Annotated in this window: 26 protein-coding genes and 1 tRNA gene; 5 read left to right on the top strand and 22 right to left on the bottom strand. The window is 51.4% G+C overall.

The window, feature by feature from the left end; translation table 11 throughout:
- Window positions 1–1,350 precede the first annotated feature (1,350 nt).
- The 6 genes from RDY34_RS06635 to rnc all read right to left on the bottom strand — a co-directional run bounded on the left by RDY34_RS06635 (window position 1,351) and on the right by rnc (window position 9,750).
- Window positions 1,351–1,506: a hypothetical protein gene (locus RDY34_RS06635; protein WP_308184503.1), complete on the bottom strand. Its 156-nt coding sequence runs from the start codon at window positions 1,504–1,506 to the stop codon at window positions 1,351–1,353.
- A 5-nt stretch (window positions 1,507–1,511) separates the two neighbouring features.
- Window positions 1,512–4,349: a lactoferrin/transferrin-binding protein LbpA gene (lbpA, locus tag RDY34_RS06630; RefSeq protein WP_308184502.1), complete on the bottom strand. Its 2,838-nt coding sequence runs from the start codon at window positions 4,347–4,349 to the stop codon at window positions 1,512–1,514.
- Window positions 4,346–6,532, bottom strand: a complete 2,187-nt coding sequence (locus RDY34_RS06625) for a transferrin-binding protein-like solute binding protein (protein WP_308184501.1) — start codon at window positions 6,530–6,532, stop codon at window positions 4,346–4,348. The genes lbpA and RDY34_RS06625 overlap by 4 nt, the downstream gene beginning before the upstream one ends.
- Window positions 6,533–6,665: 133 nt before the next feature.
- Complete coding sequence (locus RDY34_RS06620; RefSeq protein WP_308184500.1) at window positions 6,666–7,778, bottom strand: porin; 1,113 nt, start codon at window positions 7,776–7,778, stop codon at window positions 6,666–6,668.
- 282 nt (window positions 7,779–8,060) lie between these two features.
- Window positions 8,061–8,984: a GTPase Era gene (gene era, locus RDY34_RS06615; RefSeq protein WP_029609263.1), complete on the bottom strand. Its 924-nt coding sequence runs from the start codon at window positions 8,982–8,984 to the stop codon at window positions 8,061–8,063.
- A gap of 46 nt (window positions 8,985–9,030) precedes the next feature.
- Window positions 9,031–9,750, bottom strand: a complete 720-nt coding sequence (gene rnc / locus RDY34_RS06610; protein WP_308184499.1) for a ribonuclease III — start codon at window positions 9,748–9,750, stop codon at window positions 9,031–9,033.
- A 166-nt stretch (window positions 9,751–9,916) separates the two neighbouring features.
- Here rnc and RDY34_RS06605 point away from each other — a divergent pair, with 166 nt between their 5' ends.
- From RDY34_RS06605 to nusB, 3 genes are all read left to right on the top strand, one after another.
- The gene (locus RDY34_RS06605; protein ID WP_308184498.1) at window positions 9,917–10,240 is read left to right on the top strand and encodes a DUF2185 domain-containing protein; all 324 of its coding nucleotides are present in this window, start codon (window positions 9,917–9,919) and stop codon (window positions 10,238–10,240) included.
- Between the two features lie 46 nt (window positions 10,241–10,286).
- Window positions 10,287–10,763 (top strand): 6,7-dimethyl-8-ribityllumazine synthase, encoded by a 477-nt coding sequence (gene ribH / locus RDY34_RS06600; protein ID WP_304678144.1) that lies wholly within the window; start codon window positions 10,287–10,289, stop codon window positions 10,761–10,763.
- A gap of 77 nt (window positions 10,764–10,840) precedes the next feature.
- Window positions 10,841–11,266: a transcription antitermination factor NusB gene (nusB, locus tag RDY34_RS06595; RefSeq protein ID WP_118779092.1), complete on the top strand. Its 426-nt coding sequence runs from the start codon at window positions 10,841–10,843 to the stop codon at window positions 11,264–11,266.
- Window positions 11,267–11,619: 353 nt separating this feature from the next.
- Here nusB and pyrC read toward each other — a convergent pair whose 3' ends face one another.
- Genes pyrC through RDY34_RS06580 form a run of 3 tightly spaced genes read right to left on the bottom strand, consistent with a single transcriptional unit; the run spans window position 11,620 to window position 13,544 of the window.
- Complete coding sequence (gene pyrC, locus RDY34_RS06590; protein WP_308184497.1) at window positions 11,620–12,654, bottom strand: dihydroorotase; 1,035 nt, start codon at window positions 12,652–12,654, stop codon at window positions 11,620–11,622.
- 59 nt (window positions 12,655–12,713) lie between these two features.
- Window positions 12,714–13,319 carry an NMCC_0638 family (lipo)protein gene (locus RDY34_RS06585; protein ID WP_308075278.1) on the bottom strand — a complete coding sequence of 202 codons (606 nt, stop codon included), beginning with the start codon at window positions 13,317–13,319 and terminating at the stop codon, window positions 12,714–12,716.
- Window positions 13,320–13,544, bottom strand: a complete 225-nt coding sequence (locus RDY34_RS06580) for a sulfurtransferase TusA family protein (RefSeq protein WP_002219598.1) — start codon at window positions 13,542–13,544, stop codon at window positions 13,320–13,322. It abuts the gene before it with no gap.
- 108 nt (window positions 13,545–13,652) lie between these two features.
- Between RDY34_RS06580 and RDY34_RS06575 the strand changes: the two genes are divergently transcribed.
- The gene (locus RDY34_RS06575) at window positions 13,653–14,264 is read left to right on the top strand and encodes a CNP1-like family protein (protein WP_304666781.1); all 612 of its coding nucleotides are present in this window, start codon (window positions 13,653–13,655) and stop codon (window positions 14,262–14,264) included.
- A 59-nt stretch (window positions 14,265–14,323) separates the two neighbouring features.
- On the opposite strand, the gene accD is transcribed toward RDY34_RS06575, so the two are convergent.
- The 13 genes from accD to mltG form a co-directional block, all read right to left on the bottom strand.
- Window positions 14,324–15,196, bottom strand: coding sequence for an acetyl-CoA carboxylase, carboxyltransferase subunit beta (accD, locus tag RDY34_RS06570; RefSeq protein ID WP_308020549.1), 873 nt, complete (start codon window positions 15,194–15,196; stop codon window positions 14,324–14,326).
- 37 nt (window positions 15,197–15,233) lie between these two features.
- Window positions 15,234–16,019, bottom strand: a complete 786-nt coding sequence (gene trpA / locus RDY34_RS06565) for a tryptophan synthase subunit alpha (protein ID WP_308074740.1) — start codon at window positions 16,017–16,019, stop codon at window positions 15,234–15,236.
- 308 nt (window positions 16,020–16,327) lie between these two features.
- Window positions 16,328–16,420 (bottom strand) — tRNA-Ser (locus RDY34_RS06560).
- A 156-nt stretch (window positions 16,421–16,576) separates the two neighbouring features.
- Window positions 16,577–17,092, bottom strand: coding sequence for a 3-deoxy-manno-octulosonate cytidylyltransferase (locus tag RDY34_RS06555; RefSeq protein WP_308073427.1), 516 nt, complete (start codon window positions 17,090–17,092; stop codon window positions 16,577–16,579).
- A gap of 22 nt (window positions 17,093–17,114) precedes the next feature.
- Entirely contained in the window at window positions 17,115–17,876 is a 762-nt protein-coding gene (kdsB, locus tag RDY34_RS06550; RefSeq protein WP_003709663.1) for a 3-deoxy-manno-octulosonate cytidylyltransferase, read from the bottom strand.
- On the bottom strand, window positions 17,873–18,055 hold the full coding sequence (locus tag RDY34_RS06545) for a Trm112 family protein (RefSeq protein ID WP_002221286.1): 183 nt from the start codon (window positions 18,053–18,055) through the stop codon (window positions 17,873–17,875). The genes kdsB and RDY34_RS06545 overlap by 4 nt, the downstream gene beginning before the upstream one ends.
- Window positions 18,056–18,276: 221 nt before the next feature.
- Window positions 18,277–18,852: a DUF2059 domain-containing protein gene (locus tag RDY34_RS06540; protein ID WP_308073428.1), complete on the bottom strand. Its 576-nt coding sequence runs from the start codon at window positions 18,850–18,852 to the stop codon at window positions 18,277–18,279.
- A gap of 111 nt (window positions 18,853–18,963) precedes the next feature.
- Window positions 18,964–19,491 carry a hypothetical protein gene (locus RDY34_RS06535; protein ID WP_301005466.1) on the bottom strand — a complete coding sequence of 176 codons (528 nt, stop codon included), beginning with the start codon at window positions 19,489–19,491 and terminating at the stop codon, window positions 18,964–18,966.
- A gap of 63 nt (window positions 19,492–19,554) precedes the next feature.
- Window positions 19,555–20,586 (bottom strand): tetraacyldisaccharide 4'-kinase, encoded by a 1,032-nt coding sequence (lpxK, locus tag RDY34_RS06530; RefSeq protein ID WP_308184496.1) that lies wholly within the window; start codon window positions 20,584–20,586, stop codon window positions 19,555–19,557.
- A gap of 107 nt (window positions 20,587–20,693) precedes the next feature.
- Window positions 20,694–20,897 carry a hypothetical protein gene (locus RDY34_RS06525; RefSeq protein ID WP_228775729.1) on the bottom strand — a complete coding sequence of 68 codons (204 nt, stop codon included), beginning with the start codon at window positions 20,895–20,897 and terminating at the stop codon, window positions 20,694–20,696.
- 81 nt (window positions 20,898–20,978) lie between these two features.
- Window positions 20,979–22,259, bottom strand: a complete 1,281-nt coding sequence (locus tag RDY34_RS06520) for a malic enzyme-like NAD(P)-binding protein (protein ID WP_308184495.1) — start codon at window positions 22,257–22,259, stop codon at window positions 20,979–20,981.
- A 221-nt stretch (window positions 22,260–22,480) separates the two neighbouring features.
- The gene (gene tmk / locus RDY34_RS06515) at window positions 22,481–23,101 is read right to left on the bottom strand and encodes a dTMP kinase (RefSeq protein WP_304677073.1); all 621 of its coding nucleotides are present in this window, start codon (window positions 23,099–23,101) and stop codon (window positions 22,481–22,483) included.
- Between the two features lie 59 nt (window positions 23,102–23,160).
- Window positions 23,161–24,156, bottom strand: a complete 996-nt coding sequence (mltG, locus tag RDY34_RS06510; protein WP_308184494.1) for an endolytic transglycosylase MltG — start codon at window positions 24,154–24,156, stop codon at window positions 23,161–23,163.
- Between the two features lie 84 nt (window positions 24,157–24,240).
- Between mltG and ampD the strand changes: the two genes are divergently transcribed.
- A complete protein-coding gene (ampD, locus tag RDY34_RS06505) occupies window positions 24,241–24,813 on the top strand; it encodes a 1,6-anhydro-N-acetylmuramyl-L-alanine amidase AmpD (RefSeq protein WP_308074744.1) in 573 nt (190 codons plus the stop codon).
- Window positions 24,814–24,845: the final 32 nt, after the last annotated feature.

Here is a 24,845-nt window from a genome sequence, read left to right as displayed (position 1 = left end):
TTGTTTTAAGTTTCGGGTAACTTCCACTTCGTCATTCCCGCGCAGACGGGAATCCAGTGCGTTGAGCTTCAGCTATTTAGAATAAATTTTGAAACTCTAATCGCGTCATTCCCACGAAAGTGGGAATCCAGTTTTTTGAGTTTCAGTCATTCCCGATAAATTGCCTTAGCATTGAATGTCTAGATTCCCGCCTTCGCGGGAATGACGAATCCATCCATACGGAAACCTGCATCCCGTCATTCCCACGAAAGTGGGAATCCAGTTTTTTGAGTTTCAGTCATTTCCGATAAATTGCCTTAGCATTGAATGTCTAGATTCCCGCCTGCGCGGGAATGACGAATCCATCCATACGGAAACCTGCATCCCGTCATTCCCACGAAAGTGGGAATCCAGTTTTTTGAGTTTCAGTCATTTCCGATAAATTGCCTTAGCATTGAATGTCTAGATTCCCGCCTGCGCGGGAATGACGAATCCATCCGTACGGAAACCTGCACCACGTCATTCCCACGAAAGTGGGAATCCAGTTTCTTGAGTTTCAGTCATTTCCGATAAATTGCCTTAGCATTGAATGTCTAGATTCCCGCCTGCGCGGGAATGACGAATCCATCCATACGGAAACCTGCATCCCGTCATTCCCACGAAAGTGGGAATCCAGTTTTTTGAGTTTCAGTCATTTCCGATAAATTGCCTTAGCATTGAATGTCTAGATTCCCGCCTGCGCGGGAATGACGGCGGAGCGGTTTCTGTTTTTTCCGGTAAATACCCACAAGCTAAAATCCTGTTATTTTCACAAAAACAGAAAACCAAAACAGCAACCTGAAATTCGTCATTCCCGCGAAAGTGGGAATCCAGTTTTTTGAGTTTCAGTCATTCCCGATAAATTGCCTTAGCATTGAATGTCTAGATTCCCGCCTGCGCGGGAATGACGGCGGAGCGGTTTCTGTTTTTTCCGGTAAATACCCACAAGCTAAAATCCCGTTATTTTCACAAAAACAGAAAACCAAAACAGCAACCTGAAATTCTTCATTCCCGCGCAAGCGGGAATCCGGTTCGTTCGGTCTCGCTTGTTTTAAGTTTCGGGTAACTTCCACTTCGTCATTCCCGCGCAGGCGGGAATCCAGTGCGTTGAGTTTCAGCTATTTAGAATAAATTTTGAAACTCTAATCGCGTCATTCCCACGAAAGTGGGAATCTAGTTTTTTGAGTTTCAGTCATTCCCGAGAAATTGCCTTAGCATTGAATGTCTGGATTCCCGCCTTCGCGGGAATGACGAATCCATCCATACGGAAACCTGCACCACGTCATTCCCACGAAAGTGGGAATCCAGGACGCAAAATCTCAAGAAACCGTTTTACCTGATAAGTTTCCGCACCGACAGACCTAGATTCCCGCCTGCGCGGGAATGACGGCGGAAATCTTGTTTATATTGAATCAAAAAAACCTGCACCTTAATCAGTTGGCGGTTTAGTCCGACTTTTGGGGTGCAGATCAAGCTTTCAGACGGCATTTCCTTTAAAACTTCATTTCGAGCGCGAGGCTGAAGTTCCTGCCCGGTGCGGCATACCTTCCATAGTTGCTGTCTTCGCTGCGTCGGTTTGCCGTGCTTTCCGCAGTCTGGCGCAAGGATTCCCAAGTAACGTAGCGGTAGTTGCCGATATTGTAGATAGCCGCCCTCAAGGTCAGCCGTTTTTTCAGATTCAGATAAGCGGAAACATCTGCTGTTTTCCAAGAAGACGTAACCCTTCCTGCCGAATATCGTTTTTGATCGCCTGCCAGATAAGCAAGCTCATCAGGGTTTTTCCCTTTGGAATAGGTCAGCATAATGTTTGCGCCCCATTTCCCCTCGGGCTGGTCGTATCCGAACCCCAAAATATAACGCGACGGCTGTACCGCATCCAAAGCATAGCTGCGGAGGGACAAGTCCGGCCGGTTGGATACCGATTTCGGTTTGATGCGGTTGTACGCCAATGTGGTGTACAAACCTTCGGGCAGTTTGCCGTACACGCCGTTCCAGTCGATTTTTCCCAATATATTAATGCCTTGGAGCGACATATTTTGGGCATTGTAATAATCGCGTATATCAATCTCTGTCAATCGTCCTGTTGAATCCGGCAATTTGGTTTTTTGATCGGCAACGGCAATCATATCGGTATAGCGGTTGCGGAAGCTGCTGATTTCCAAAAAGCCGAAATCGCCCTTCCACTGCAAACCGATTTCGCGGTTGGCTGCCTTTTCCGATTTCAGGGCGGGACGCTGCCAGCCTTTCGGATAATCGTGATAAATGTCTATACCGAAAAGCTCTTGGAATGAAGGCGTTCTGAAGCCGCTGGAGGCACGGTAAGACACGGAAAAATGCCGGTTCGGTTTGAACACGATGCCGCTGTTCCACGAACGGTCAACATACCGCCCGCTGCGGACGAGTTCTTCCGACGTGGTAAAGTTTTGCCGGTCGTACCTGCCGCCCAAGCTGAAATCGAAATATTTGCCGATTGAAAAACGGTCGTTCAAAGAAATGTGGATATTGCTGCCGTTGATTTTTCTTGGCACGCATTTGCGGGAACGCAGGGTTTCGATGTAGCCGCAGACCGACCCTTCGACGACTTCGGGCTTACCCAAACGGTACTTATCTTGATTCTTTTCATCGAATCCCGTGGATTCCGAAATCCTTGCCGCATTGTGGGAAAGCTGTTCGGGGCGGGAAATCGCGTTGGAAGCATCGTAACCGAAGCCCAAAGTCAGATGGTGTTTCGTCCATTTATTTTTCAGCGATTTCTCAAACGAGGCATTCAAAACATTGTGCTGTTCGCGGTAGTGGAAACGGTCGCTGCTGTCGTAGGAATACGGTTTGTCTGCCGACGCGCGGCAGGATTTGTCCACGGCAGGATACACGGCGCAATTCAGCTTCAGCGTGTTGTTGTCGGTTGCCACGCCCTGTTTGTCAAACGACAACACCGCCTTATCCGCCCAGTTGTCAGAATACGCTTCGTTTTCATAACGGTACAGCAAACCCATACGGCGGCGGCGGTGATGTTCGTCAATAAATTTGGTGCGGGAATATTTCAAACCTATGCCCTTGACCCATTTTTCTTTGTTTTTGTCCCACTCTTCTATATTCGGCACAAAATACAAGCCGTCGCGGAAATCGTTGCCGTCGTACACCCCGCTCTTGTCGCTAAACTTTTTCGCCTCGTCCGTACTGTAATACTGTTTTTCCGTCATATCGCGGATGTCGTAACGCTGTTTGGTATCCTCAAACACACCGCCGACATAATGCCTGCCGCCGAAGCGGTAGCCCAGCTTGGCAAGCCAAGAGCCGCTGCGGTAATCCATCGGATCGGGCAATATCCTGCCGCCGCCCGTGTAAGCTTGGGCGGACAGGTTTTCGTGGCGCGCCTGCGCCTCCCGCACCATCGCTTCTTCTTCAGCACTTAAAGGCTGATTTTGTTCAATACGTTCTTTTACCCAGCGGTTGAGCTGGTTGTTCAAATATTTCCCATAGCCCGCCAATTTTGCCACGGGCTTGGATTCACTCTCGCCCTCTACTGAGAAAAATTGCCCTGTTTTATCTTTGCTTTGAATATCGTGTGTCTGGCGGAACGCGTCCAAACGGTTTATGCCGTATGCCACCCCGTCCGCAATATCGCCGTGCGGGCGCGTTTCCCGCCCTTGACGTTCGGTTCGGATTAACAGCCCTTCCCAACCGTCTTTACTGAAACCCGCGCCGAGCGACTTCATAAATTGGCGGTTTTTACTGCCGTAGGCAGTTTTTGCCTGTATTCCCCAACTTTTGCCGTCTGAAATCAGGTCTGCCGCTTCTTTGGTGCGGAAGGCGACCGCGCCGCCGAGTGCGCCGCTGCCGTGATCGGACGAACCGGCACCTTTGTCGATTTCCACCGTGCTGATGTTTTCATATTCGATTTCGTTGATTGCACCGCTGCCGCCGCGTCCGCCGTATCCACTCAACGATCCCTGCACGGTAAACGCCTGTATTTGGGCAACACCGTCAACCGAAACCGCCACACGGTTTTTATCCACGCCGCGTATCGAGTAGCCGCCGCTCGCGCCGTTGCCCTGTTCGACAACCGCCACGCCCGGATCGTAGCGCGTCAGGTCGCGGATACCGAGTACCTGTTCTTTGTTCAACGTTTCCGACGTTTTGACGATTTTGCCCAAACCGGTCGCCTCTTTCGATCGCCGTCCCACTTTGGCGGCACGGACGGTAATCTCCTTCAATGATTGACTTTGCGCCGCATCAGATGCCGCCGTTTCGGGGTTTGCCGCATATGATGGGAAAGCGGCTGCAATGGCCAAGGCGGTCAGGGTAAGCTGAAAACCGTGTTTCTTATTCATTTTTCCACCTCCTGCATATCTTTCTTCGCACCGAATACCACGCCGAATTGGGGTTTAACTTCAGGTTTTAACTGTTCGCCAACATCAGCTTCAGCTTCATTTTCAGTATCTTCAGTTATGTCAAGAGATTTCCCATCATTATTGAAAATAGTACCGCCCAATTCCGCCGCCTGCGGGCCGTAAAAGCCGCCTGTTACAAGAAGATTGTCGGCTTTGAAACTTTGAGGGTTGGTCGAACCATTTCCCGAAAGATTGATGCCGTTATCCCGAGTGCGCGCTGTCGCGTGGAAACCGTTGCCATCAATCACACCTTTTTCAATATAGAAAGCAGGTTCTACACCGTTTTTCTCCGTCAGCGTTCCGGAAATCGATTTCCCGCTGAAATCAACGGTAAATTTTGCATTTGCCGCTTTTTTATCCGCCTGATTGTCCCATTGAATGGGTTTGCTGATACGCGCTTCCCAAGTGCCGGTATAATGCGCCGTTCCGGTTTTTGGAATGTCGGCTTCTGCCGTGCGGATACCTTTCAGGAAAAGGTCGATGTCCCTGCCTTTAGGTGCTTCAGGGACGGGCAGGATGCCGTCTGAACCGCTGCCGCCTTCTTCCGGCGATTCTTCTTCGGGTTCTTCAGCTTCTTCACCTTCGTCTTCTTCGCCGCCTTCGTCTTCTACGGCTTCGTCTTCTGCGGCTTCGTCTTCCGCACCTCCTTCTTCATCGCCGATTTCGTCTTCGCCTTCTTCGCCGTTATCAACGCCTGTATCCTCTTCATCCTCCCCTTTATCTTCCGCCTTTGGTTTACTTGCCGGACGTTCGGTTTTTATCCGTCCGAGTTTCACATACGTCAGAAAATCGCAACAAGCACGGACGGTCATTTTCCTGCCGTCGGCAAGATCGATGATTTGTTCTTGGTTTACCAAAGGAATTTCACGCCCTTCGACAAGGAGTTTGTCGGGATGACCCAAATCGGGCATAGTGGAAACCGCAAACTGGCGGGCATTTTTATCAGTCGCCTCGTCAACGGAAATTTTTAGAGAATCCAAGATCTTGGTGTGTTTTTCAGACGGCAGGGCAGGATTTGTGCCTGATGCGTCTGTTTTTTGTTTGCCTGCAAATACGCCGAATACGCTGTTATCGTTGCTGATAAACCGTCCGGCAAGCTCTTCCCCCTTATCGCCGAAAAAACCGCCCTCAAGCCGCTGATCGGCATTAGCATGGAAAAACAAATGCTCCTTATTGGCATGGTTTGTCGCTAAATCAGGATTGACACTGGCACTGCCGGTAAAGCGGTTGCCGTCCAATGTTGCGGTAATGTTGTAAATGGTCAGCGGTTTTTTAGGTTCATTTGGATTATTTTTATTTTGCACATACTGATTTTTAATTAATTGACCCGTCAAAGTTTTCTTATCGAAATCAACCGTATATTCGGCAGGATGCCTTTCTCGGTCATCGGCAGTCGCAGCATAAGAAGTCGCTCCGACATTTTGACCGTAATAAGTGAGATAACCCAAATCTTCGCTAGGATCTCCTGCTTTTCCTGTTCGATGACGTATGGCATCGGTCATATATTGCCAGTTGCCGGAATATTGCACCGTTCCCGCGCTCGGTAAAGATTGGGAAGGATGTTCTCCGGAATAATATACAAAACCATCGTAGCCAAAACGATTAGAAAACTGCTTGTGATTTGAAGTCCACTCAATTTCATCTTTTCCGTTTTTAGTATATACATAACCGGCATCCACAAATTTATAACCATATTTTTTATTTTCCTTTTCCGATGTGATAATGTTTACCGTAGGATTTCGTTGATGAATTTGATCTTCAAGCTGCTGACGTTGATCTTTTTTGGAACCGTATAAAAACAGAACATCACCTTCTTTAAACGACAGCTTCTCTTCTGCTTGTTTGCTATTTGGAAAATCATTGCCATCCTTATCAGAAGTTGCGATATTCCGCCTCAACAACCGCATTGCCGCACCGACGGCGGGCCGGTTGACCGGCGTGGTTTCTATAGAAGGTTTGGCAGGAGGCGGAGTAGGAACGTCCGCAGAATCGGACGGTTTGGAATCTGACGGGGTTTGCGCGGTCGGCGTTGGTTTGGCAACAGGCTGCACGCCGAAATTGCCGCCACAGGCTGCCAGCATCAACGGCAGCAAGGCAATGCTGAAATAATTCAGTTTACGCATCTCTACTTCACTTATAAGTTGATAATAAGTGTCATTATACTTATATATGGATATAATATAAATTATTTTTTATTAAAAAATGCCGTCTGAAACCAAGTTCAGACGGCATTTAAAGCAATAATTTCAGAAGAAATCAAAATTTGTGAATCATACCCAGAGTTGCGGCAGTCCGTTCGACCTTACCTTTTTGATTGTCAGCAAAGCGTGTATTTCCGCCGACACGCAAATGGGCAACTTGCGCGCGCAAACCGGTGCGTTTGCTGAAATTGTAATCACCGCCCACGACAATCTGGTCAAACTTGTCGACATAAGTCGCACCCGTGCCCACACCTTTTGCCGCCCAGCCATGTGCATAAGAAACGCGCGGAACAACGTTACCCATTTTGTAACCTAAAGTTACCGCAGCATCGACCACTTTTACGGCTTCATTCTTTTCCGTATCCTTAGTGATGTCCGTACCTTTATAGGTATTGAACCCATCCGTAAAATAGCTCAAGTATTTATTGGCGGTTTCAAATCCCTTGGCATACTGCACACCCGCTCCGACAAACAGATTGTTGCCGTTGTAATAGCTTTCAACCTTGGCAATCTGAGCCGGTTTGGATGCTCCGTTTTGACTGTACGCGCCCTTATAGTGTCCGTAAGCGACATTGGTCGTAAAACCGGCATTTGAATAGCTCGCTCCGACGGTATAACGCTCTTTAGACGGTTTTTCATGTTTGTATTTGTCTTCGGCATCAAAATTATCGCGCGGCGAATAGCTGGCCGTTACCTTGAAACCGCTAAACGACGGGCTGTCGTAACGGACGGCGACCTTGCGCTCGCCGGTACGGGTAAATATCCCCAAACCTACCGCATTGTTTTTATACAGCCATGTGTCGATGGTATCCATCTCATTCAACACACTGCTTAAATGTCCGGCACGAAACTTACCGAATCCGCCCTCCAAACCGATAAACGAATCACGGGTGGCAAATTTCTGACTCTCCCCGCTGATGGCGGTTTTCTGTTCGATCTGCCAAACAGCCTTCAAGCCGTCGCCGAGATTCTCGCTGCCCTTAAAGCCGATACGTGAACCGTTGTCGTGAATCGATACGGAAGTCGCACTTTTTTCCGTGCCTTGCGTACCTTTAATCTTGACCTGCCCTGCCGTAATACCGCTTTTAACCTGACCATACAGCGTTACGTCGGCAACGGCAGCCACAGGCAAGGCAGCCAAACAAACTGCCAATACTGATTTTTTCATATTGTTACTCCTCTTCAATAAATTAAATTATGCCAATAGCCTGTTCATGCTAACTGGCTTTTGATGGTTATGCAACTCTAAAAGACTTAAAATCTCGCAGAATATTCTTGTAAAATCGGATATAACCCGACAGAAAGACCGCCAAATGACAACATACGGGCAAACCGCCGCCGAAACATCTCCATCAAACAAAATGCCGTCTGAAACACGTTCAGACGGCATTTTTGCATCGATCCCGACAGGATTTGAAGCCGTAGGGGAATCAGATTGTCCTTTAAGGGTTTACAAACCCAGCTCGCGCAGGAAGCGGATGTCGTCCGCCCAACCGGATTTGACTTTGACCCAGACTTTCAAAAACACTTTGGTATCAAACAGTTTTTCCATATCCAACCGCGCTTCGGTGGAAATTTTCTTCAAACGCTCCCCGCCTTTGCCGATTAAAATCGCCTTTTGGCTTTCCTTATCGACCAAAACCGCGATATAGATGCGGTTCAAACCGTCTTCCTCTTCAAACTGCTCCACTTCGACGTTCATCGCATAAGGCAATTCCTCGCCCAAATAGCGGAAGAGTTTTTCACGCACGATTTCCATCGCCAAAAAACGCGCCGATTTGTCCGTAACCATGTCTTCGGGATACATCGGCACGCTTTCGGGCAGATACGGCTTAATCAGCTCCAACAGGTTGGCAATCCGCAATCCGTGTTTCGCACTGACCGCCTCCGCCGCCGCAAATTCAAATTCGGCGCGCACTTGGGCAACAAACGCCTCCAGCGCGTAACGGTCTTTCGCCTTGTCCTTATCGATTTTGTTGACCACCAAAACCACAGGCGTGTGCTTGGGCAGTTGTTTCAACACGACGCGGTCGGCATCGGTAAAGCGCATCGCCTCCACGACGAAAACCACCACATCCACGCCTCCGAGTGCCTCGGTAACATTTTGATTCAGCCTGTCGTTGAGCGCGTTGCGGTGGTCGGTTTGAAAACCAGGCGTATCGACAAACACAAACTGCGCGGTATCGTCGGTATAAATCCCCGTTACGCGGTTGCGCGTCGTCTGCGCCTTTTTGCTGGTGATGCTGATTTTCTGACCGATCAGATGATTCATCAGCGTTGATTTGCCCACGTTCGGACGGCCGACAATCGCCACGAAGCCGCAACGGTATCCGTCGGCGGCGCGTTCCCCTGCAAGGAAGGTTTCAATATCCATATTCGCTTTCATATCCATATTTCAGACGGCATATTCACGCGCCGCCTCATTTCTTTTTCTTCTTCAGCGGCAGCTTCTCTTCCAGCCATTTCAAAGCCTCTTTCGCCGCCTCCTGTTCCGCCGCCTTGCGGCTCGTCCCTTTGGCACGGCACACGAAACCCAGTTCGCCCAAATCGCAGGAAACCACAAACATACTGTCGTTGGCATGGCCGATTTGCTCTTCGATACGGTATTTCGGCAAAGCAAAGCGGCGCGCCTGCAACGCCTCCTGCAAAGCAGTTTTGCCGTCTTTTGCCTGATTTTGGAAATCGGCACGCCGGACGCGATCGGCAAACAAATGGCGCACCACCTTTTCCGCCGTGTTGAAATCGGCATCGAAGCTGACGGCGGCAAACATCGCCTCCATCGCGTCCGCCAGTATCGAAGGCCGTCTGAAGCCGCCGCTTTTCAACTCGCCCGCCCCCAAGTACAGGCCGTCGCCGACATTCATTTCCGCCGCCATTTCCGCCAGCACGCCCTCATTGACCAGACTTGCCCTCAACCGCGACAACTCGCCCTCGGTCAACTTCGGAAACGCATCAAACAGCATCCGCGCCACCGTATAATTCAAAATCGAATCGCCGACAAACTCAAACCGCTCGTTGTGCTTCGCATGATGGCTCCTGTGCGTCAAAGCCTGCCGCAAAAGCGAAATATCGCGGAACGAGTAGCCCAGTTTCTTCTGTATCGCCGCGTGTGCCTGCTGTTTCAAAACATCGTCTTTCATTACCGTCTTCCGCAAAAAACAGCCCGAATGCGTTTCCATACTCCAAAAATACAGAAACACCTTAAGGCTGCAAACGGCGCACATTGTACCACCAAACCGCCGCCGTCTGCCGACAACGCAAGAATCGTGGTAAAATCCGTAAGTTTTCTCCCAACGTATTCCCGCAATGAACGCATTTGCACAAGCACTTTCCTCGGCACTCGACCGCTGCATCGCCACCAACACCATCGCCAAACAAAACCAGCCCGTCGGCTTCCTCTACCGCGAAGCCCCCGTTTTTGAAAACGACAGCGGCTGGCGTTTCTTCAGCGGCGACGAGACCGACGAATACACCGACGACCCCGACAACTTCAGCATCGTCAGCCTCGCCGACATCACCAAAACCAACCCCGAAACCGCCGCACTGCTTTCCCAACCCGAAGGCAGCGCATGGGAGCTTGCCGAAGACGGCACATTCCAAACCGTTGCCGACTGGCAACCTAAGGACTGACCCTTCAGACGGCATTCCGAAACCTCCGAATACCAAAGGACACCCAATGAACACCATCGCCCCCAACCTCGACGGCAAACACCTCCGCATCGGCATCGTACAGGCACGTTTCACCAACGAAATCGGCAGCGAAATGCTCAAAGTCTGCTGCCGCACCCTCCAAGAATTGGGCGTGGCAGACGAAAACATTACCGTCGCCACCGTACCCGGCGCACTTGAAATCCCCATCGCGCTGATGAACTTTGCCTCTTCCGAAAAATTTGACGCACTGATTGCCATCGGCGTCGTCATCCGTGGCGAAACCTACCATTTCGAGCTGGTTTCCAACGAATCCGGAGCAGGCGTCAGCCGCGTCACACTCGACTACAACATCCCGATTGCCAATGCCGTCCTGACCACGGAAAACGACGCACAGGCAATCGAACGGATTGAAGAAAAAGCCTCGGATGCCGCCAAAGTCGCCGTAGAATGCGCCAACCTCGTCAACCTGCTGCTCGAAGAACAGTTTGAAGACGAAGAATAACAAACAGGGCGTACACCAATACGCCCTTTCCGTTTCAGACGGCATACCGTGCCGCCCAACCGTTTCAAGGAAAAATCATGAAAACAGCCCGCCGCCGTTCCCGCGAGCTTGCCGTACAAGCCGTTTACCAATCCCTTATCAACCGAACCGCCGCACCCGAGATTGCTAAAAACATCCGCGAAATGCCCGACTTTGCCAAGGCAGACGAAGAATTGTTCAACAAACTTTTCTTCGGCACGCAAACCAATGCGGCAGAGTACATCCAAAAAATCCGCCCGCTGCTCGACAGGGACGAAAAAGACCTCAACCCCATCGAACGCGCCGTCCTGCTGACCGCCTGCCACGAGCTTTCCGCCATGCCCGAAACGCCCTACCCCGTCATTATCAACGAAGCCATCGAAGTTACCAAAACCTTCGGCGGTACGGACGGGCACAAATTTGTCAACGGCATCCTCGACAAACTCGCTGCCCAAATCCGCCCCGACGAGCCCAAACGCCGTTGATGCATCACAAATTTAAAGAAAGTTCTATGTCCTTATTTCTGCTTTCTTTGTTTCGTCATTCCCACGCAGGTGGGAATTTGGTTTTTTGAATTTTGGGTATTTCAAATAAATTCTGAAACTTCAATCTCGTCATTCCCGCGCAGGCGGGAATCCGGTTTTTTGAGTTTCTGCCATTTTTGATAAATTCTGGTCGCATCGAATTTCCGGATTCCTGCCTTCGTGGGAATGGCGAAATTTGAAAATTGTGGGAATTTATCGGAAATAACCGAAAAAACGCCGTTGACGTATCAAGCAGTCAGCAACACAAATGCCGTCTGAAAAACCTTTCAGACGGCATTTTGTTTCCAGCCCCATCAATACTGTACAGTCCAGCCGATTTCGCCGCCCGCGCGCATCGGGACAAGTTCGCCGTCGCCGTAAGGAACGCTTGCGGGGACGGTTTGGCTTTGTTTGACAAGGGTAATCGTGTCGGTGTTTTCGGGAATGCCGTAGAACCTTGCGCCGTTTTTCGAGGCAAAGGCTTCGAGTTTGTCCAACGCGCCTGCTTTTTCAAATACTTCGGCGTAAAGCTCGATGGCGGTCATCGCGCTGAACATACCGGCGCAGCCGCAGGCATTTTCTTTGGCGGATTTGGCGTGCGGCGCGGAATCTGTGCCGAGGAAGAATTTGTGCGCCTTCTCGCCGGTAACGGCGGCGACCAATGCCTGACGGTGGGTTTCGCGTTTGAGTACGGGCAGGCAGAAATGATGGGGGCGCACGCCGCCGACCAAGAGATCGTTGCGGTTGAGCAAGAGGTGTTGCGGGGTAACGGTGGCGGCTACGTTGTCGCCCGCTTCCAAAACAAGGCGGGCGGCTTCGGCGGTGGTGATGTGTTCGAACACGACTTTAAGATTCGGCACTCGCGCCAAAACGGGTTTCATCACGCGCTCGATAAAGGCGGCTTCGCGATCGAAAATATCGATTTCGGGGTCGGTTACTTCGCCGTGAACGAGGAACAGGATGTCCTGTTTTGCCATTTCTTCCAAAACGGGGATGAGTTTGAACAGGTCGGTTACGCCGGAATCGGAATTGGTCGTCGCGCCGGCGGGATAGAGTTTGAAAGCGACGATGCCGGCGGCTTTGGCTTCACGTACAAGTTCGGGCGTTGCTTGGTCGGTCAGGTAAAGCGTCATCAGCGGCTCAAACGCGCTGCCTTCGGGCAACGCCGCCATAATGCGCGCTTTGTAGGCAAGCGCGTCGGCAACGCTGACGATGGGAGGTTTAAGGTTGGGCATGATGACGGCGCGCCCCATTTGGCGGGCGGTATAAGGCACAACGGCTTTGAGCGCGTCGCCGTCGCGCAGGTGCAGGTGCATATCGTCGGGTCGGATAATGGTCAGGGTTTGCATGGTTTTCCTTTGTTTTATTTGAATGTTCAGACGGCATGCCGACTTTATGCCGTCTGAAGTTAGGGAAGAATTAGGGATTTCCCATTATGGGAACGGTGCGTTAGGTTCAAAACTGCCTGTACGGGTAAATCCGGGGAATCGGCGGTTTGTGCGGTCAATACGGTTTCTTCGGAGCTACCCGATTCCCGCCAGGCATAGCTGATTTGCCTGGTTTCAAACGGTGTCTGCACCGACTGTTCTGCCCTTAATTCCAAATTTTTATTTTGCGGCGGATGTCGGACAAGCCCTGAGAAACGTTCCAAAAGTGCGGCAGCGTCAGCATATTTGGCTTTAACGCTGCAACTGTTGTCACTCAGGCTCAGATAATAGACACCGCCATCCTGTTCAAGCATCCACAATGCCCGTGCATCGGGCTCTGCAACCTCTGGTCCCATGTGTAACGTTTCATCCTTGCCCACAAGGGTAAAACGACCGGCATCGGCAAACTTGGAAACCGGTTCAAAACCGCCCTGCGTCGATACGCAGGCATTCCGGAACAAATCGACGGCAATGCGCGCAAAGCTTTGTCGATCCTCGTCGGAAGGTTGATTTTTGGCACTGCATGCAGCAAAAATAAAAGTTACAAACAACATAATCGGGCGGATTATCCGCATTTCAGACGGCATTTATTTGTGCTTGACGACCAGCGTGAACACGCCGTCCTGCTCCGAAGCATCCAGCAGCACATGACCGGTTTGGCGGCAGAACGCCTCAAAATCCCCGGGCGCGCCGCCGTCGGTTGCCAGAACGGTCAACACGTCGCCCTGCTGCATTTGCGCCAAAGCCTTTTTCGCCCGCAAAATCGGCAGGGGACATTTCAATCCGGTTACGTCTAAAGTTTCGCTGTTCATCGTTTGTACCGTTTAAAAAATGGGAATCGGGGGGAGATTATACCCCAGTTGCTTGCAGCCCCCTTTGCCAACCCATAAAATAACGCCGTTTTCAATTTGGAGAAACTTATGCGCCGCACCGCCCTCCTGCTGCTCGCACTCGCCGCCGGCACGTCCCTCGCTGCCGGCTTCAGCCAAAAAGACACGCCGATCAACACCCGCTACCGCGAAACGCCCGAAGAAGCCGCCGCCCGCGAATTTAAAGAACATACCGCCAAACTGCCGCCGCTGCCCGATACGCACTCGGACGGCTGGTTCGACATTTATGTGGATGAAAATTACGGCAAACAGCCGAAAATCCTGCTCGACAGCCTGCAAATTATGCCCGCACCCGACGGCAGCATCCGCTACATTCTCAATATCCGCTCCGACAAAGGCTACGACAACCTGACTGCCGAAGGCATATTCTGCGCCCGCTCATCCATCCGTTTCGGCAACGACAAACTTTCCTCCTACAAAGTATTCGGATACGGCGATACGGTCAACCGCCGTTGGATACAGCCCCGAAACGCCGAATGGAAACCGATAGGCGGTACATTAAGCCGCAACGATGCACTGCGCACCGTCCTGTATCAGGCATTCTGCGAGGGCGGCGTACCCGCCGACACACAAGGTTTGGTACAACGCCTAAAAGAACGTGCCGGACGCTATGCCCCGTCGATGAAGCCGCACGACAAATAACCAGACACAAAAATGCCGTCTGAAACATTGGTTTCAGACGGCATTCGCATTATCAGGCATCATGCGGCGGCAACTTTGTCCTGACGGAGCAACAACGTAATCAAACTGCTGATTCGCTGCTTCATCTCACGCCGGTCGACAATCTGGTCGATTGCGCCTTTTTCCAGTAAAAACTCGGCACGCTGGAAGCCTTCCGGCAAGGTTTCCCGTACAGTCTGTTCAATAACGCGCGGTCCCGCAAAACCGATTAGGGCATTGGGTTCAGCCAATACGACATCGCCCAAGAAAGCAAAGCTGGCGGATACGCCGCCCATGGTCGGATCGGTCAATACCGATATAAACGGCAGGCGTTTTTCCGTCAATAAGTGCAGCGCGGCACTGGTTTTCGTCATCTGCATCAATGAGTTCACACCCTCCTGCATACGCGCGCCGCCGGAAGCCGCCACGCAGACAAACGGACAATTATCGGCAACCGCACGGCGGACGCCCTGTACGAAACGCTCGCCCACAACCGAACCCATCGAACCGCCGATAAAGCGGAATTCAAACGCGGCAACGACGACGGGCAAACCGTTCATCTTGCCTTTCATCACCACCAAAGCATCATCTTCCCCTGTCAGCTTGCGTGCCGCCCCCAAACGGTCGGGATATTTTTTACTGTCTTTAAATTTCAAAGGATCGGTCGGTTTGACATTACCCGCAACTTCCTCCCTGCCTTCCTCATCCAAAAGCAGGTTCAAACGCTGGCGCGCCGATAACGGATTGTGGTGATTGCATTTCGGACAAACCTGATTGTTCTGCTGCAACTCGGTAGAATAAACAGTTGCCGAACAAGACGGGCATTTGTGCCATAGACCCTCGGGAACATTGGAAGAACCGTCTTTTCCGCGATTCTTGATTTTGGGTGGCAGGATTTTATCTAACCAGCTCATGGACAACTCCTAAAATATTCAGGATGAGGAACCGCCGTCAGCGCACGGCATCCTTCAACTCTTTTATCAAAGCACCGACGGCGGCAGCCTCGTTGCCTGTATTGTTTTCGATTTCTTTCACAATCCGGCTGCCAACAATAACTGCGTCGGCAACCCGACCGATTTTGCGTGCACTTTCCGCATTGCTGATACCGAAACCGACACCGATGGGAATATCAATATACTGACGCAAATACTCTATTCTACTCGAAACTTCATCCGTATCCAAACTTGCCGCACCCGTTACCCCTTTGAGCGATACATAATAGACGAAACCACCTGCAAATTGTGCAATGGTCTTAATACGCCGTTCAGTCGTTGTAGGTGCAATCAGGAAAATACAGTCAACCCCGTTATCCTTCAGCTCGCGATAGAGCGGATCGATGGTTTCGACAGGGGAATCCACCGTCAACACCCCGTCCACACCCGCCTTTGCGGCCTCTTGTGCAAACTCCCGATAACCCATCTTATGTATGGGATTCAAATACCCCATCAAAACAACCGGCGTTTGAGTATCGGTTTCACGAAACCTTCTGACAACATCCAAGACATCGCGCAGAGAAACACCGTTTGCCAACGCCCGTTCCGCCGCACGCTGAATAACCGGCCCGTCCGCCATCGGATCGGAAAACGGTACGCCCAACTCTAAAATATCCGCACCGTTTGCAACCATACTGTGCATTATTGCCAAAGTCACCCCAATATCCGGGTCTCCAACCGTAATATAAGGAATCAATGCCTTTTCACCGTTTAAAGCGGCAAAAGCCTGCCGGATTCTGCTCATTTGTCTCTTCCATCCTATCGGCAAATATGCCGTAAAACACAATCGGTAAATTTTTCCCAGTATAGCATTTGCGGTACGGATAAGCGAATACGGAAAATGAAAACCGGGAAAGATTATGCCGTGCAGTTTTTTGTTTCTCAAAATTCCCCGCTCTTCCGAAACCTGCCCTTCAGGTCAGTCAAATCGGATTTTGCACGGGCGGGCACATTGCAAATCCAGGCGGCGCACGGCAGGCAACACCGCGTATCGGCACTTCCGCAACAAGGCGCGTAAAAAAAGACGCTGTAAAACACAGCGTCTTCTCATCTTGGCGGAGTAAGAGGGATTCGAACCCTCGATGCAGGTTGACCCCACATGCTTCCTTAGCAGGGAAGTGCCTTCAGCCTCTCAGCCATTACTCCTAAGGAAGCTGTAACTATAATCAACTTTCCCGATACCGTCAAGGAAAAACAGAAAGCAAATATTAATCTTTTGAAATAAAATAAGATTTACCCTGATTATACCCAATCAGGCACTTCTTTTCTTCCTGAATGGAAATATTCCTGACCGCCACATCCTTAAGCAAAATGCTTTTGTGCATCCTGTTTGATTTCCTGAAACCACGCGTCTTCAGGAAAACGTGCAAGTGCCGCATCCAATGTTGACAGCAGGTTTTGCGACAGGGCTTTGGTCAGGTATTCCTCCTCGTTGGCTTCTGCCGCTTTGTCGGGCTGTTGTGCCAAACCGTCGGCACGGGCTTTGTGTCCGTGTGCCAAATAGTTGAGGGCGGTAATTTTCTGCGCCCAAAGCTGCGGTATATCGGGATTGTCTTCAATCATGACGGAAAGGATGGATACGGCGGTCGCCAGCCTGCCGCCGTTCATTCTAAGGTCGAGGGAACGGTTGGGCGGCAGGGTGCTGAGTATTTCTGCCATTCTGAACCAAAATTCGCCGCTAGCTTCGTCGGGTGCGTTCAATTTGAGCATTTCATAGTGAACCTCCTGATCGTCGTTTTGCACGAGACCCCATACTTCGGCAAGGATTTTTTGTTCTTCCCGGCTCAAGTGTTGCCACTTTTCAATATGTTGCTGCATATCTTTTCCCTTTGAACCTGTTTTATACGGTCTGAAATACAGCGCGAACCCTGTCCAAATCTTCCTGCGTATCTACGCCGGCGGCGGGGGCTTCTTTGGCGGTTTCGACGGCGATGGGATAACCGTGCCACAGGACGCGCAGCTGTTCCAGCGATTCGATGGTTTCCAGCGGCGAAACGCTCATTTCGGCGTAGCGTTGCAGAAAACCGGCGCGGTAGGCGTAGATGCCGATATGGCGCAGGACGGCGGTTTCAGACGGCATTTCGCGTTTTCCTGCACGCATTGCATCGCGCGGATAGGGAATCGGGGCGCGGCTGAAGTAGATGGCGTTGCGGTTTTTGTCGAGGACGACTTTGACGACGTTGGGATTCATAAACTCGTCAAAATCGTGCAATTCGTGCGCCGCGGTCGCCATTTGCACGTTGTTTTCCACCAAGACTTCGGCGGTGCGGTCGATGAGTTCGGGTGCAATCAGCGGCTCGTCGCCCTGTACGTTGACAACCACCAGATGCTGCGGCAGCTTCAGCGCGGCGGCGGCTTCGGCAAGGCGCGTCGTGCCGCTTTCGTGCCGGTTTGAAGTCATAACGACTTCGACTCCGTGCGCCTGACAGGCCGTCTGAATATCAGGATGGTCGGTGGCGACGACGACGCGCGCGGCTTTACTTTTTGCCGCCTGTTCGGCAACGCGCACGACCATCGGTTTGCCGTGGATGTCCGCCAAGGCTTTTCCGGGCAGGCGCGATGAATCCAACCGTGCCGGAATCAATACGACAAATTCGGTCATGCTTTGAGTTCCTCTTCGCTCAACGCTCGTGCTTCGTTTTCCAGCATATAGGGGATGCCGTCTTTAATCGGATACGCCAGCTTGGCTTGACGGCTCCACAACTCTTGTTTGTCCTGATGATATTCCAGCCTGCCTTTGGTAACGGGACAAACGAGGATGTCTAAGAATTTTTTTTCCATAGGGTCTCTTTCGAGTTTATAGTGGATTAACAAAAATCAGGACAAGGCGACGAAGCCGCAGACAGTACAGATAGTACGGAACCGATTCACTTGGTGCTTCAGCACCTTAGAGAATCGTTCTCTTTGAGCTAAGGCGAGGCAACGCCGTACTGGTTTTTGTTAATCCACTATAATAGTTTAATCAATCGGATGCCCTCTGCAATATTTCAGGCGGCTATTATTTATTTCTGATGCCTTTTCCCAAGCTGTCCGGCTTGTTTACAGCCCGCATCGGGATTTTTACCGCCGCAGATGATGCGTCGCAACTCTTCCGTAAACTCGGGCAGATGATGTCGCGCGATTTTCCCTGACAATGCAGTCCAAGATACCGCTATTTCACTCATCGATTTCTTGATTAAGCGCGGATTTTTGGCAACGACGGACTGACCGACAGGCGAACCGTAAAAGGCAATCATGCCGTCAATTTCTTCTTGCGTATATATCTCACGGGCATTCTTCAATAAAGTATTGCGGACAGCCTGTTTCACTTCGGGCGTAATCAAATCTTTCAAAACATTCTCACGATAGCGGTTAAAGGCTTTTGCCGCCTGATCTTTTTTCTCTTTCGACATTTCGGCAAGGGCTTTGTCCGCATACGGTTTAAATCCGGCATTAAAGCCCTCAATCATATTTTTTTCTATATCTCGGTCAAAATTCTGCGTATCCAGCCAACGCTCCAGCGACGCGTCGCTGGGCGGGGCGGCAAAAGCATTGGTGCATACGAATGCGGCGGCAAGCAGTAAGGTTTTCAGTTTCATCAAAGACTCCTCCGGACTGGAAATTTCGTTTTTAAAACATCAATCACCGCGTGACACAAGACAACGCCTGATGCGCGGTCGAGTGTGGGCATATTTTCCACAATCAAACCATTATTTCTGCAACTCAATCAATTGGATACCGCATTGATGGGTTGACGGTGCAGGAACGGCTTCATAATCCTTGCCTGCTTCGGGTTTAAACGTCAAAGTACCGGCATCACAGCTGAGATACCGTTTATAAACTGTGTTTCCCTGTGCATTTTTCATGACATGGGCGGGCGCGTTAATCGTATTTTTCAAAGCAATTTCCACATTTGCCGGAACGATAAACTCTTTGAAAAATGCGTTTGAACCGATATTGTTGAATTGTGAAGGATTTTTACTGAATTCAGATTCAGGCATACCGATGCTTTCATTCCCTTTCAGATGGAAAAGGGATGCCATGCTCTGTCCCATACCGCCGCCTACGACGACTTTTTCCGCTTTGCCTTTGGGATCGATGGTTAAAACAGTGGGTCTGCCGTTTTGTCCGTACAGGCGGATGCGCGCATCGCTCGACGGATTATATGGCTTGTTTGCCGATGACAATTCGGTGCTGACACACGCCGAAACAGACAAGGCAACAGCACATAACATCATTATTTCTTTCATTTTTTTCTCCAAAAATCAAAATAAGGGTACTCAGGATAAAACACTTAGCTTTCAGACGGCATCTTGTTTTTTTTTCAAACGTGCCAACACAAACGCCGCCAAATCAGGTTCGATTATCGCACAAACCGGCAGCACCCAAACATTATCGGTGCAAATGCCGTCTGAAAATTTGACCGCATCTTTTTCAGTTACCAGCACCACATCGGCAGGCGGCAAATCCCGATTGGAAATATTGGCATGGTCGGGCAGAGCAACCGTTTGGTCAAGGCGGATGCCCATGTGTATCAGAGTATCGAAGAAACGCTGCGGTCTGGCGATACCGGCAACCGCTGCGACGCGCTTCCCTGACAATGTCGAAATATCCAGTTTTTCAGACGGACGGTTCAAACGGTAAACCGCACCCACCTCAATACGGCTGCCGAACAAATGTTCAGACGGCATAAAACCATCCGCCGCCCTGCCGCCGACCACCACCGCATCCACGCTTTCCAATCTCGACAAAGGTTCACGCAAATTGCCGTTGGGCAGCAAGTCCAAATCCGTACGCCCCGTATCCGCCGCCGGAAACACCACGATTTCCACATCCCGCTGCAGGGCGTAATGCTGCAAACCGTCGTCCGCCACAATCAGTCCGATGTCGGGATGCGCCGCCAGCAACGCCCTGCCTGCCTCCGCACGGCTGCTGCCCACAGCCGTCGGCGCACCGGTTTTGCGGAACAGCAGCAAAGGCTCATCGCCCGCATCTTCCGCTCGGCTCTCGGCATTCAATACATGAACTGCCTTGCTCTTGCGCCCGTAGCCTCGGCTGATGATGCCGACCTTGACGCCCTTTTCCTGCAAACCCGACACCAGCGCGGCAACAATCGGCGTTTTCCCCGTCCCACCCGCGTGAATATTGCCGACCACGACCACAGGCACGGACAGCTTTTCGCTTTGCCGTTTTCCCGATAAAAAATCCGCCCGCCGTTTTGCCGCAATTTTGGCAAACAGCCCGGAGAGCGGCTTAAGCAGAAAAGACAAAACCGGATAAGGTTTTTGCCAATGCCGTTCGATAACGGTATGAAATTTGAAACAATTCGGCATATTCGATACAAATCCTCGAAGCAAAATCAGCCCGGGGCATTAATCATGCGTACCCGATACAGACCCACCTATAAACAACGCGAAGACCAAACCGATAAGCGAACCAATCAGGTAAATAAGCAACTGCGCTTTACAGAAATTGGCGCGGTTCGGGTTGCCTCTGCCGAACACCCAAACAAAAATTGACCAAAGGAAGCATGAAAACAATCATCGTCAACACCCACTGCCCTGTCGTCATGACGGGAGGCGGTTTGTTTTGAAGTCTCGGGCATATCGCCAATATGATAACGGACAGGTTTCATCTCTTTCATTTTCCAGTATCTTTCATTTATCAATCTGACAGCAAAATGCCGCCTGAAAACAGTTCAGACGGCATTTTAACCGCAAACGGCTTACAGCTTCCATCCGCCCAGCTTGGCGGCGTAGGCTTCCAAGTCTGCAATCGGACGGGTTGCCACGCCGCTTTCCATCGCCGCTTTGGCGGCAGCCGTAGCGACGCGCGGCAGCAGGCGGGAATCGAACGGGGTCGGAATCAGGTATTCCGCGCCGAATTCGAATTTCTTACCGTAAGCGGCAACCACTTCTTCAGTTACCTCTTCCATCGCCAAATCCGCCAAAGCATACACGCAGGCGCGTTTCATTTCTTCGTTGATGGTGGTCGCGCCGACATCCAACGCGCCGCGGAAGATGAACGGGAAGCACAATACATTGTTGACTTGGTTCGGGAAGTCGGAGCGGCCGGTGCCGATAACCACGTCCGAACGGGTTTCTTTTGCCAGCGGCGGCAGGATTTCCGGATTCGGGTTGGCCATAGCGAACACGATGGGTTTTTCGTTCATCGTATTCAACATTTCAGGCGTCAGCAGGTTCGCGCCGGAGAGTCCCAAGAAGATGTCTTTGCCTTTAACCGCATCGGCCAATACGCGCTGGCCGTTGTCTTCAATGGCGTAGAACTGTTTGGACTCATCCATGCGGTCTTTGTCTTCGCGGGTTTGGTAAATCACGCCTTTGGAGTCGCAAACGGTTACGTTTTCGCGTTTCAAGCCCAAATCCAGCAGTTGGTTCAGGCAGGCAATCGCGGCCGCACCTGCGCCGGAACACACCAAGGTCGCTTCTTCGATTTTGCGGCCGGTAAAACGCAGGGCGTTCAATACGGCGGCGGCGGTGATGATGGCGGTACCGTGCTGGTCGTCGTGGAATACGGGGATTTTGCAGCGTTTGCGTAATTCGCGTTCGATGTAGAAACACTCGGGCGCTTTGATGTCTTCGAGGTTGATGCCGCCGAAAGTCGGCTCTAAAGCGGCGATGATGTCCACCAGTTTTTGCGGGTCTTTTTCGTCGATTTCGATGTCGAACACATCCACACCGGCAAATTTTTTGAACAATACGCCTTTGCCTTCCATCACGGGTTTGCCCGCCAGCGCGCCGATGTCGCCCAAGCCCAAAACGGCCGTACCGTTGGAAATAACGGCGACCAAGTTGCCTTTGGCGGTGTATTTGTAGGCAGTTTGCGGATCGGCATGGATTTCCATACAAGGAGCGGCTACGCCAGGAGAGTACGCCAACGCCAAATCTTTAGAAGTGGCCAGAGATTTGGTTGGGGTAACGGAGATTTTGCCCGGCACGGGGAATTCGTGGAACTGCAGGGCGGCTTCTTTCAATGAGTTTTCCATGTGTCAATCCTGTTGCGAGAAAAAGATTTGAATCGAACTGTCCGAAACACTTTCGAGACATTGGGTTACGGGCGGTTCGTTAATATTGCCGACGCATCCTGCCTTGTAACTGAACGTAATTCTATCATGCCGAAAGTTTGGCGCATACCGCCATTTTCACCTGCGGCACTGCCGTTTGATTTTCGGTGCGGGCGGATGCGCTTGTTTCAATATTTGCCGCATCAACAGCCGAAATGTCTGTCCAACACTTTTTCTATGGTATTTCTGACTTCATCCAAGCTGCGGTTACTGTCGATAACGGCGTAACGTTCCGGACAGGCGGCGGCACGGTTCAGATAAACGCTGCGCACACGCATGAAGAAATCCGCCTGCTCCTGCTCGAAACGGTCTTTCTCGCGCGACTGTCCGATACGTGCCATCGATACTTCCAGCGGCACATCCAACAGCAGGGTCAAATCGGGGCGCAAACCGCCCTGCACCCAATGTTCCAATATTTCAATGTCTTCAGACGGCATCCCCCGCCCGCCGCCCTGATAGGCGAAGGTCGCATCGGTAAAACGATCGGACACGACATGGATGCCGTCTGAAAGCGCGGGCAATATCACGTCTTCAATATGCTGCATTCTGGCGGCGAACATCATCAGTGTTTCCGCACGCAAACCGGCTTTGGTTTCAGGGTTGAGCAGGATTTCGCGCAAAGCCTCACCGACCGGCGTTCCGCCCGGCTCGCGCGTGAACAGCACGGGCAGCCCCCTCCGTTCAAACCATGCTTTGATGACGGCAAGGTTGGTGGATTTTCCGGCTCCGTCTATGCCGTCCAAAGTGATGAATTGAGGCTTCATATTGGTTTTCCCAACAAGGGTATGCCGTCTGAAAACACAAACTTTTCAGACGGCATGGTTTATTTTTTCAAAATATATTTGCGGACGGCGGCGTTGTGTTCGGTCAAATCATGGCTGAACTGGCTCAAGCCCGTGCCGTCCATTTTGGACACGAAATACAGGTATTTTTCGCCGGACGGATGGGCGGCGGCATCAAGCGCCGCCTTGCCGGGCAGCGCAATCGGGGTTGGCGGCAGACCGCCGCGCGTGTAGGTGTTGTACGGCGTGTCGCGGCGCAGGTCGGCTTTACGGATTTTGCCCTTGTATGCCGCACCCATGCCGTAAATCACGGATGGGTCGGTTTGCAGGCGCATACCGATTTTCAGGCGGTTGACGAAGACGGAAGCGACATGGTCGCGGTCGGCTTCATGCCCTGTTTCCTTTTCGACCAGGCTCGCCATAATCAGCATTTCATAAGGGTTTTTATAAGGCAGCCCGTCCTGCCTGCTTTCCCATGCCTCATTCAGGCGGCGTTGCATCGCCTTGTAGGCGGTTTGGTAAATCCGCAAATCGCTGCCGCCCGCATCGATTTCGTAGCTGTCGGGGAAAAACTGCCCTTCAGGATTGCCGCTGAAGGCATCGGGGGCAACTTCCGCCATCAGTTTTTCATTGCTCCACCCTTTGGTGTCGTGTCCGATGTCGGGCGTTGCGTCGATGACTTTCCTCATATGCGAAAAACGCGACCCTTCAATAATCTGTACAGTAACCAAATCCGGCCTGCCGCCGCGCATTTTCTGCAAAATATCCCAAGCCGACACTTCCGAAGGAAGCCTGTACGTCCCCGTATGCAGCCTGTTGTGCACACCCAAGGCATAGGCTGCCGCCATCAATACGTGCCTGCTGTACACGATGCGGTCTTCGGCAAGCTTCCTGCCGACCGACGAAATACCCTGGTTTTTGGCAATCTTGATTCGGTATGCCCTGCCGTTGTCTTTAGGGACAAAAAGCAGCGCGGCGAAAACGGCTGCCGCCGCGATTAAAAAAACGGCAGACCATTTCAACAATTTTTTCAACATGGTAGGATTCCCAGCATTCGGAATACATCTTAAAATTTCGGCGACAGTATAACCCAAATTACCCCATAAGACAGGAAGGACATCATGGACAATCACGCCGAAGCACACTGGCAAAACGGCTGGCTTCAAAGCATACGCCATACCCCGTCGCCCAATTTCAGCCCGAGGGAAACGGGGGAAACGGTTTCCCTGATCGTGTTGCACAATATCTCGCTGCCGCCATTCGAATATGGTACGGATGCGGTGGAAAAGCTGTTTGCCAACCGCCTAGACCCGAACGACCACCCGTTTTTCGGATTGATACACACTTTGCGCGTATCCAGCCATTTCTTAATCAAACGCAACGGAGAAACGGTACAGTTCGTTTCCTGCAATAATATGGCATACCATGCCGGCGTATCTTCATTCGGCGGCAGGGAAAAATGTAACGCTTTTTCTATCGGCATCGAAATGGAAGGCTGCGATTTCGAACCCTTTACCGAAGCGCAATACCGTTCGCTCGAAGCCTTGTTGGACGCAATCTGCCGCCGCTACCCCATCACGGCGGTAACGGGGCACCAAGACATCGCGCCCGGACGCAAAACCGACCCCGGCCATTTTTTCGACTGGCAGCGGATACGGGGGAAAGGGTTTCCCATAGACAGAAATGCCGTCTGAAAACCACAGATTTCAGACGGCATTTCGGAAAA

The organism is Neisseria polysaccharea, assembly GCF_963392925.1.
In the GTDB taxonomy this organism is placed as follows: domain Bacteria; phylum Pseudomonadota; class Gammaproteobacteria; order Burkholderiales; family Neisseriaceae; genus Neisseria; species Neisseria polysaccharea.
Note: the sequence above shows the minus strand (reverse complement) of the source record. Positions and strands in the feature narration are given on the sequence as shown.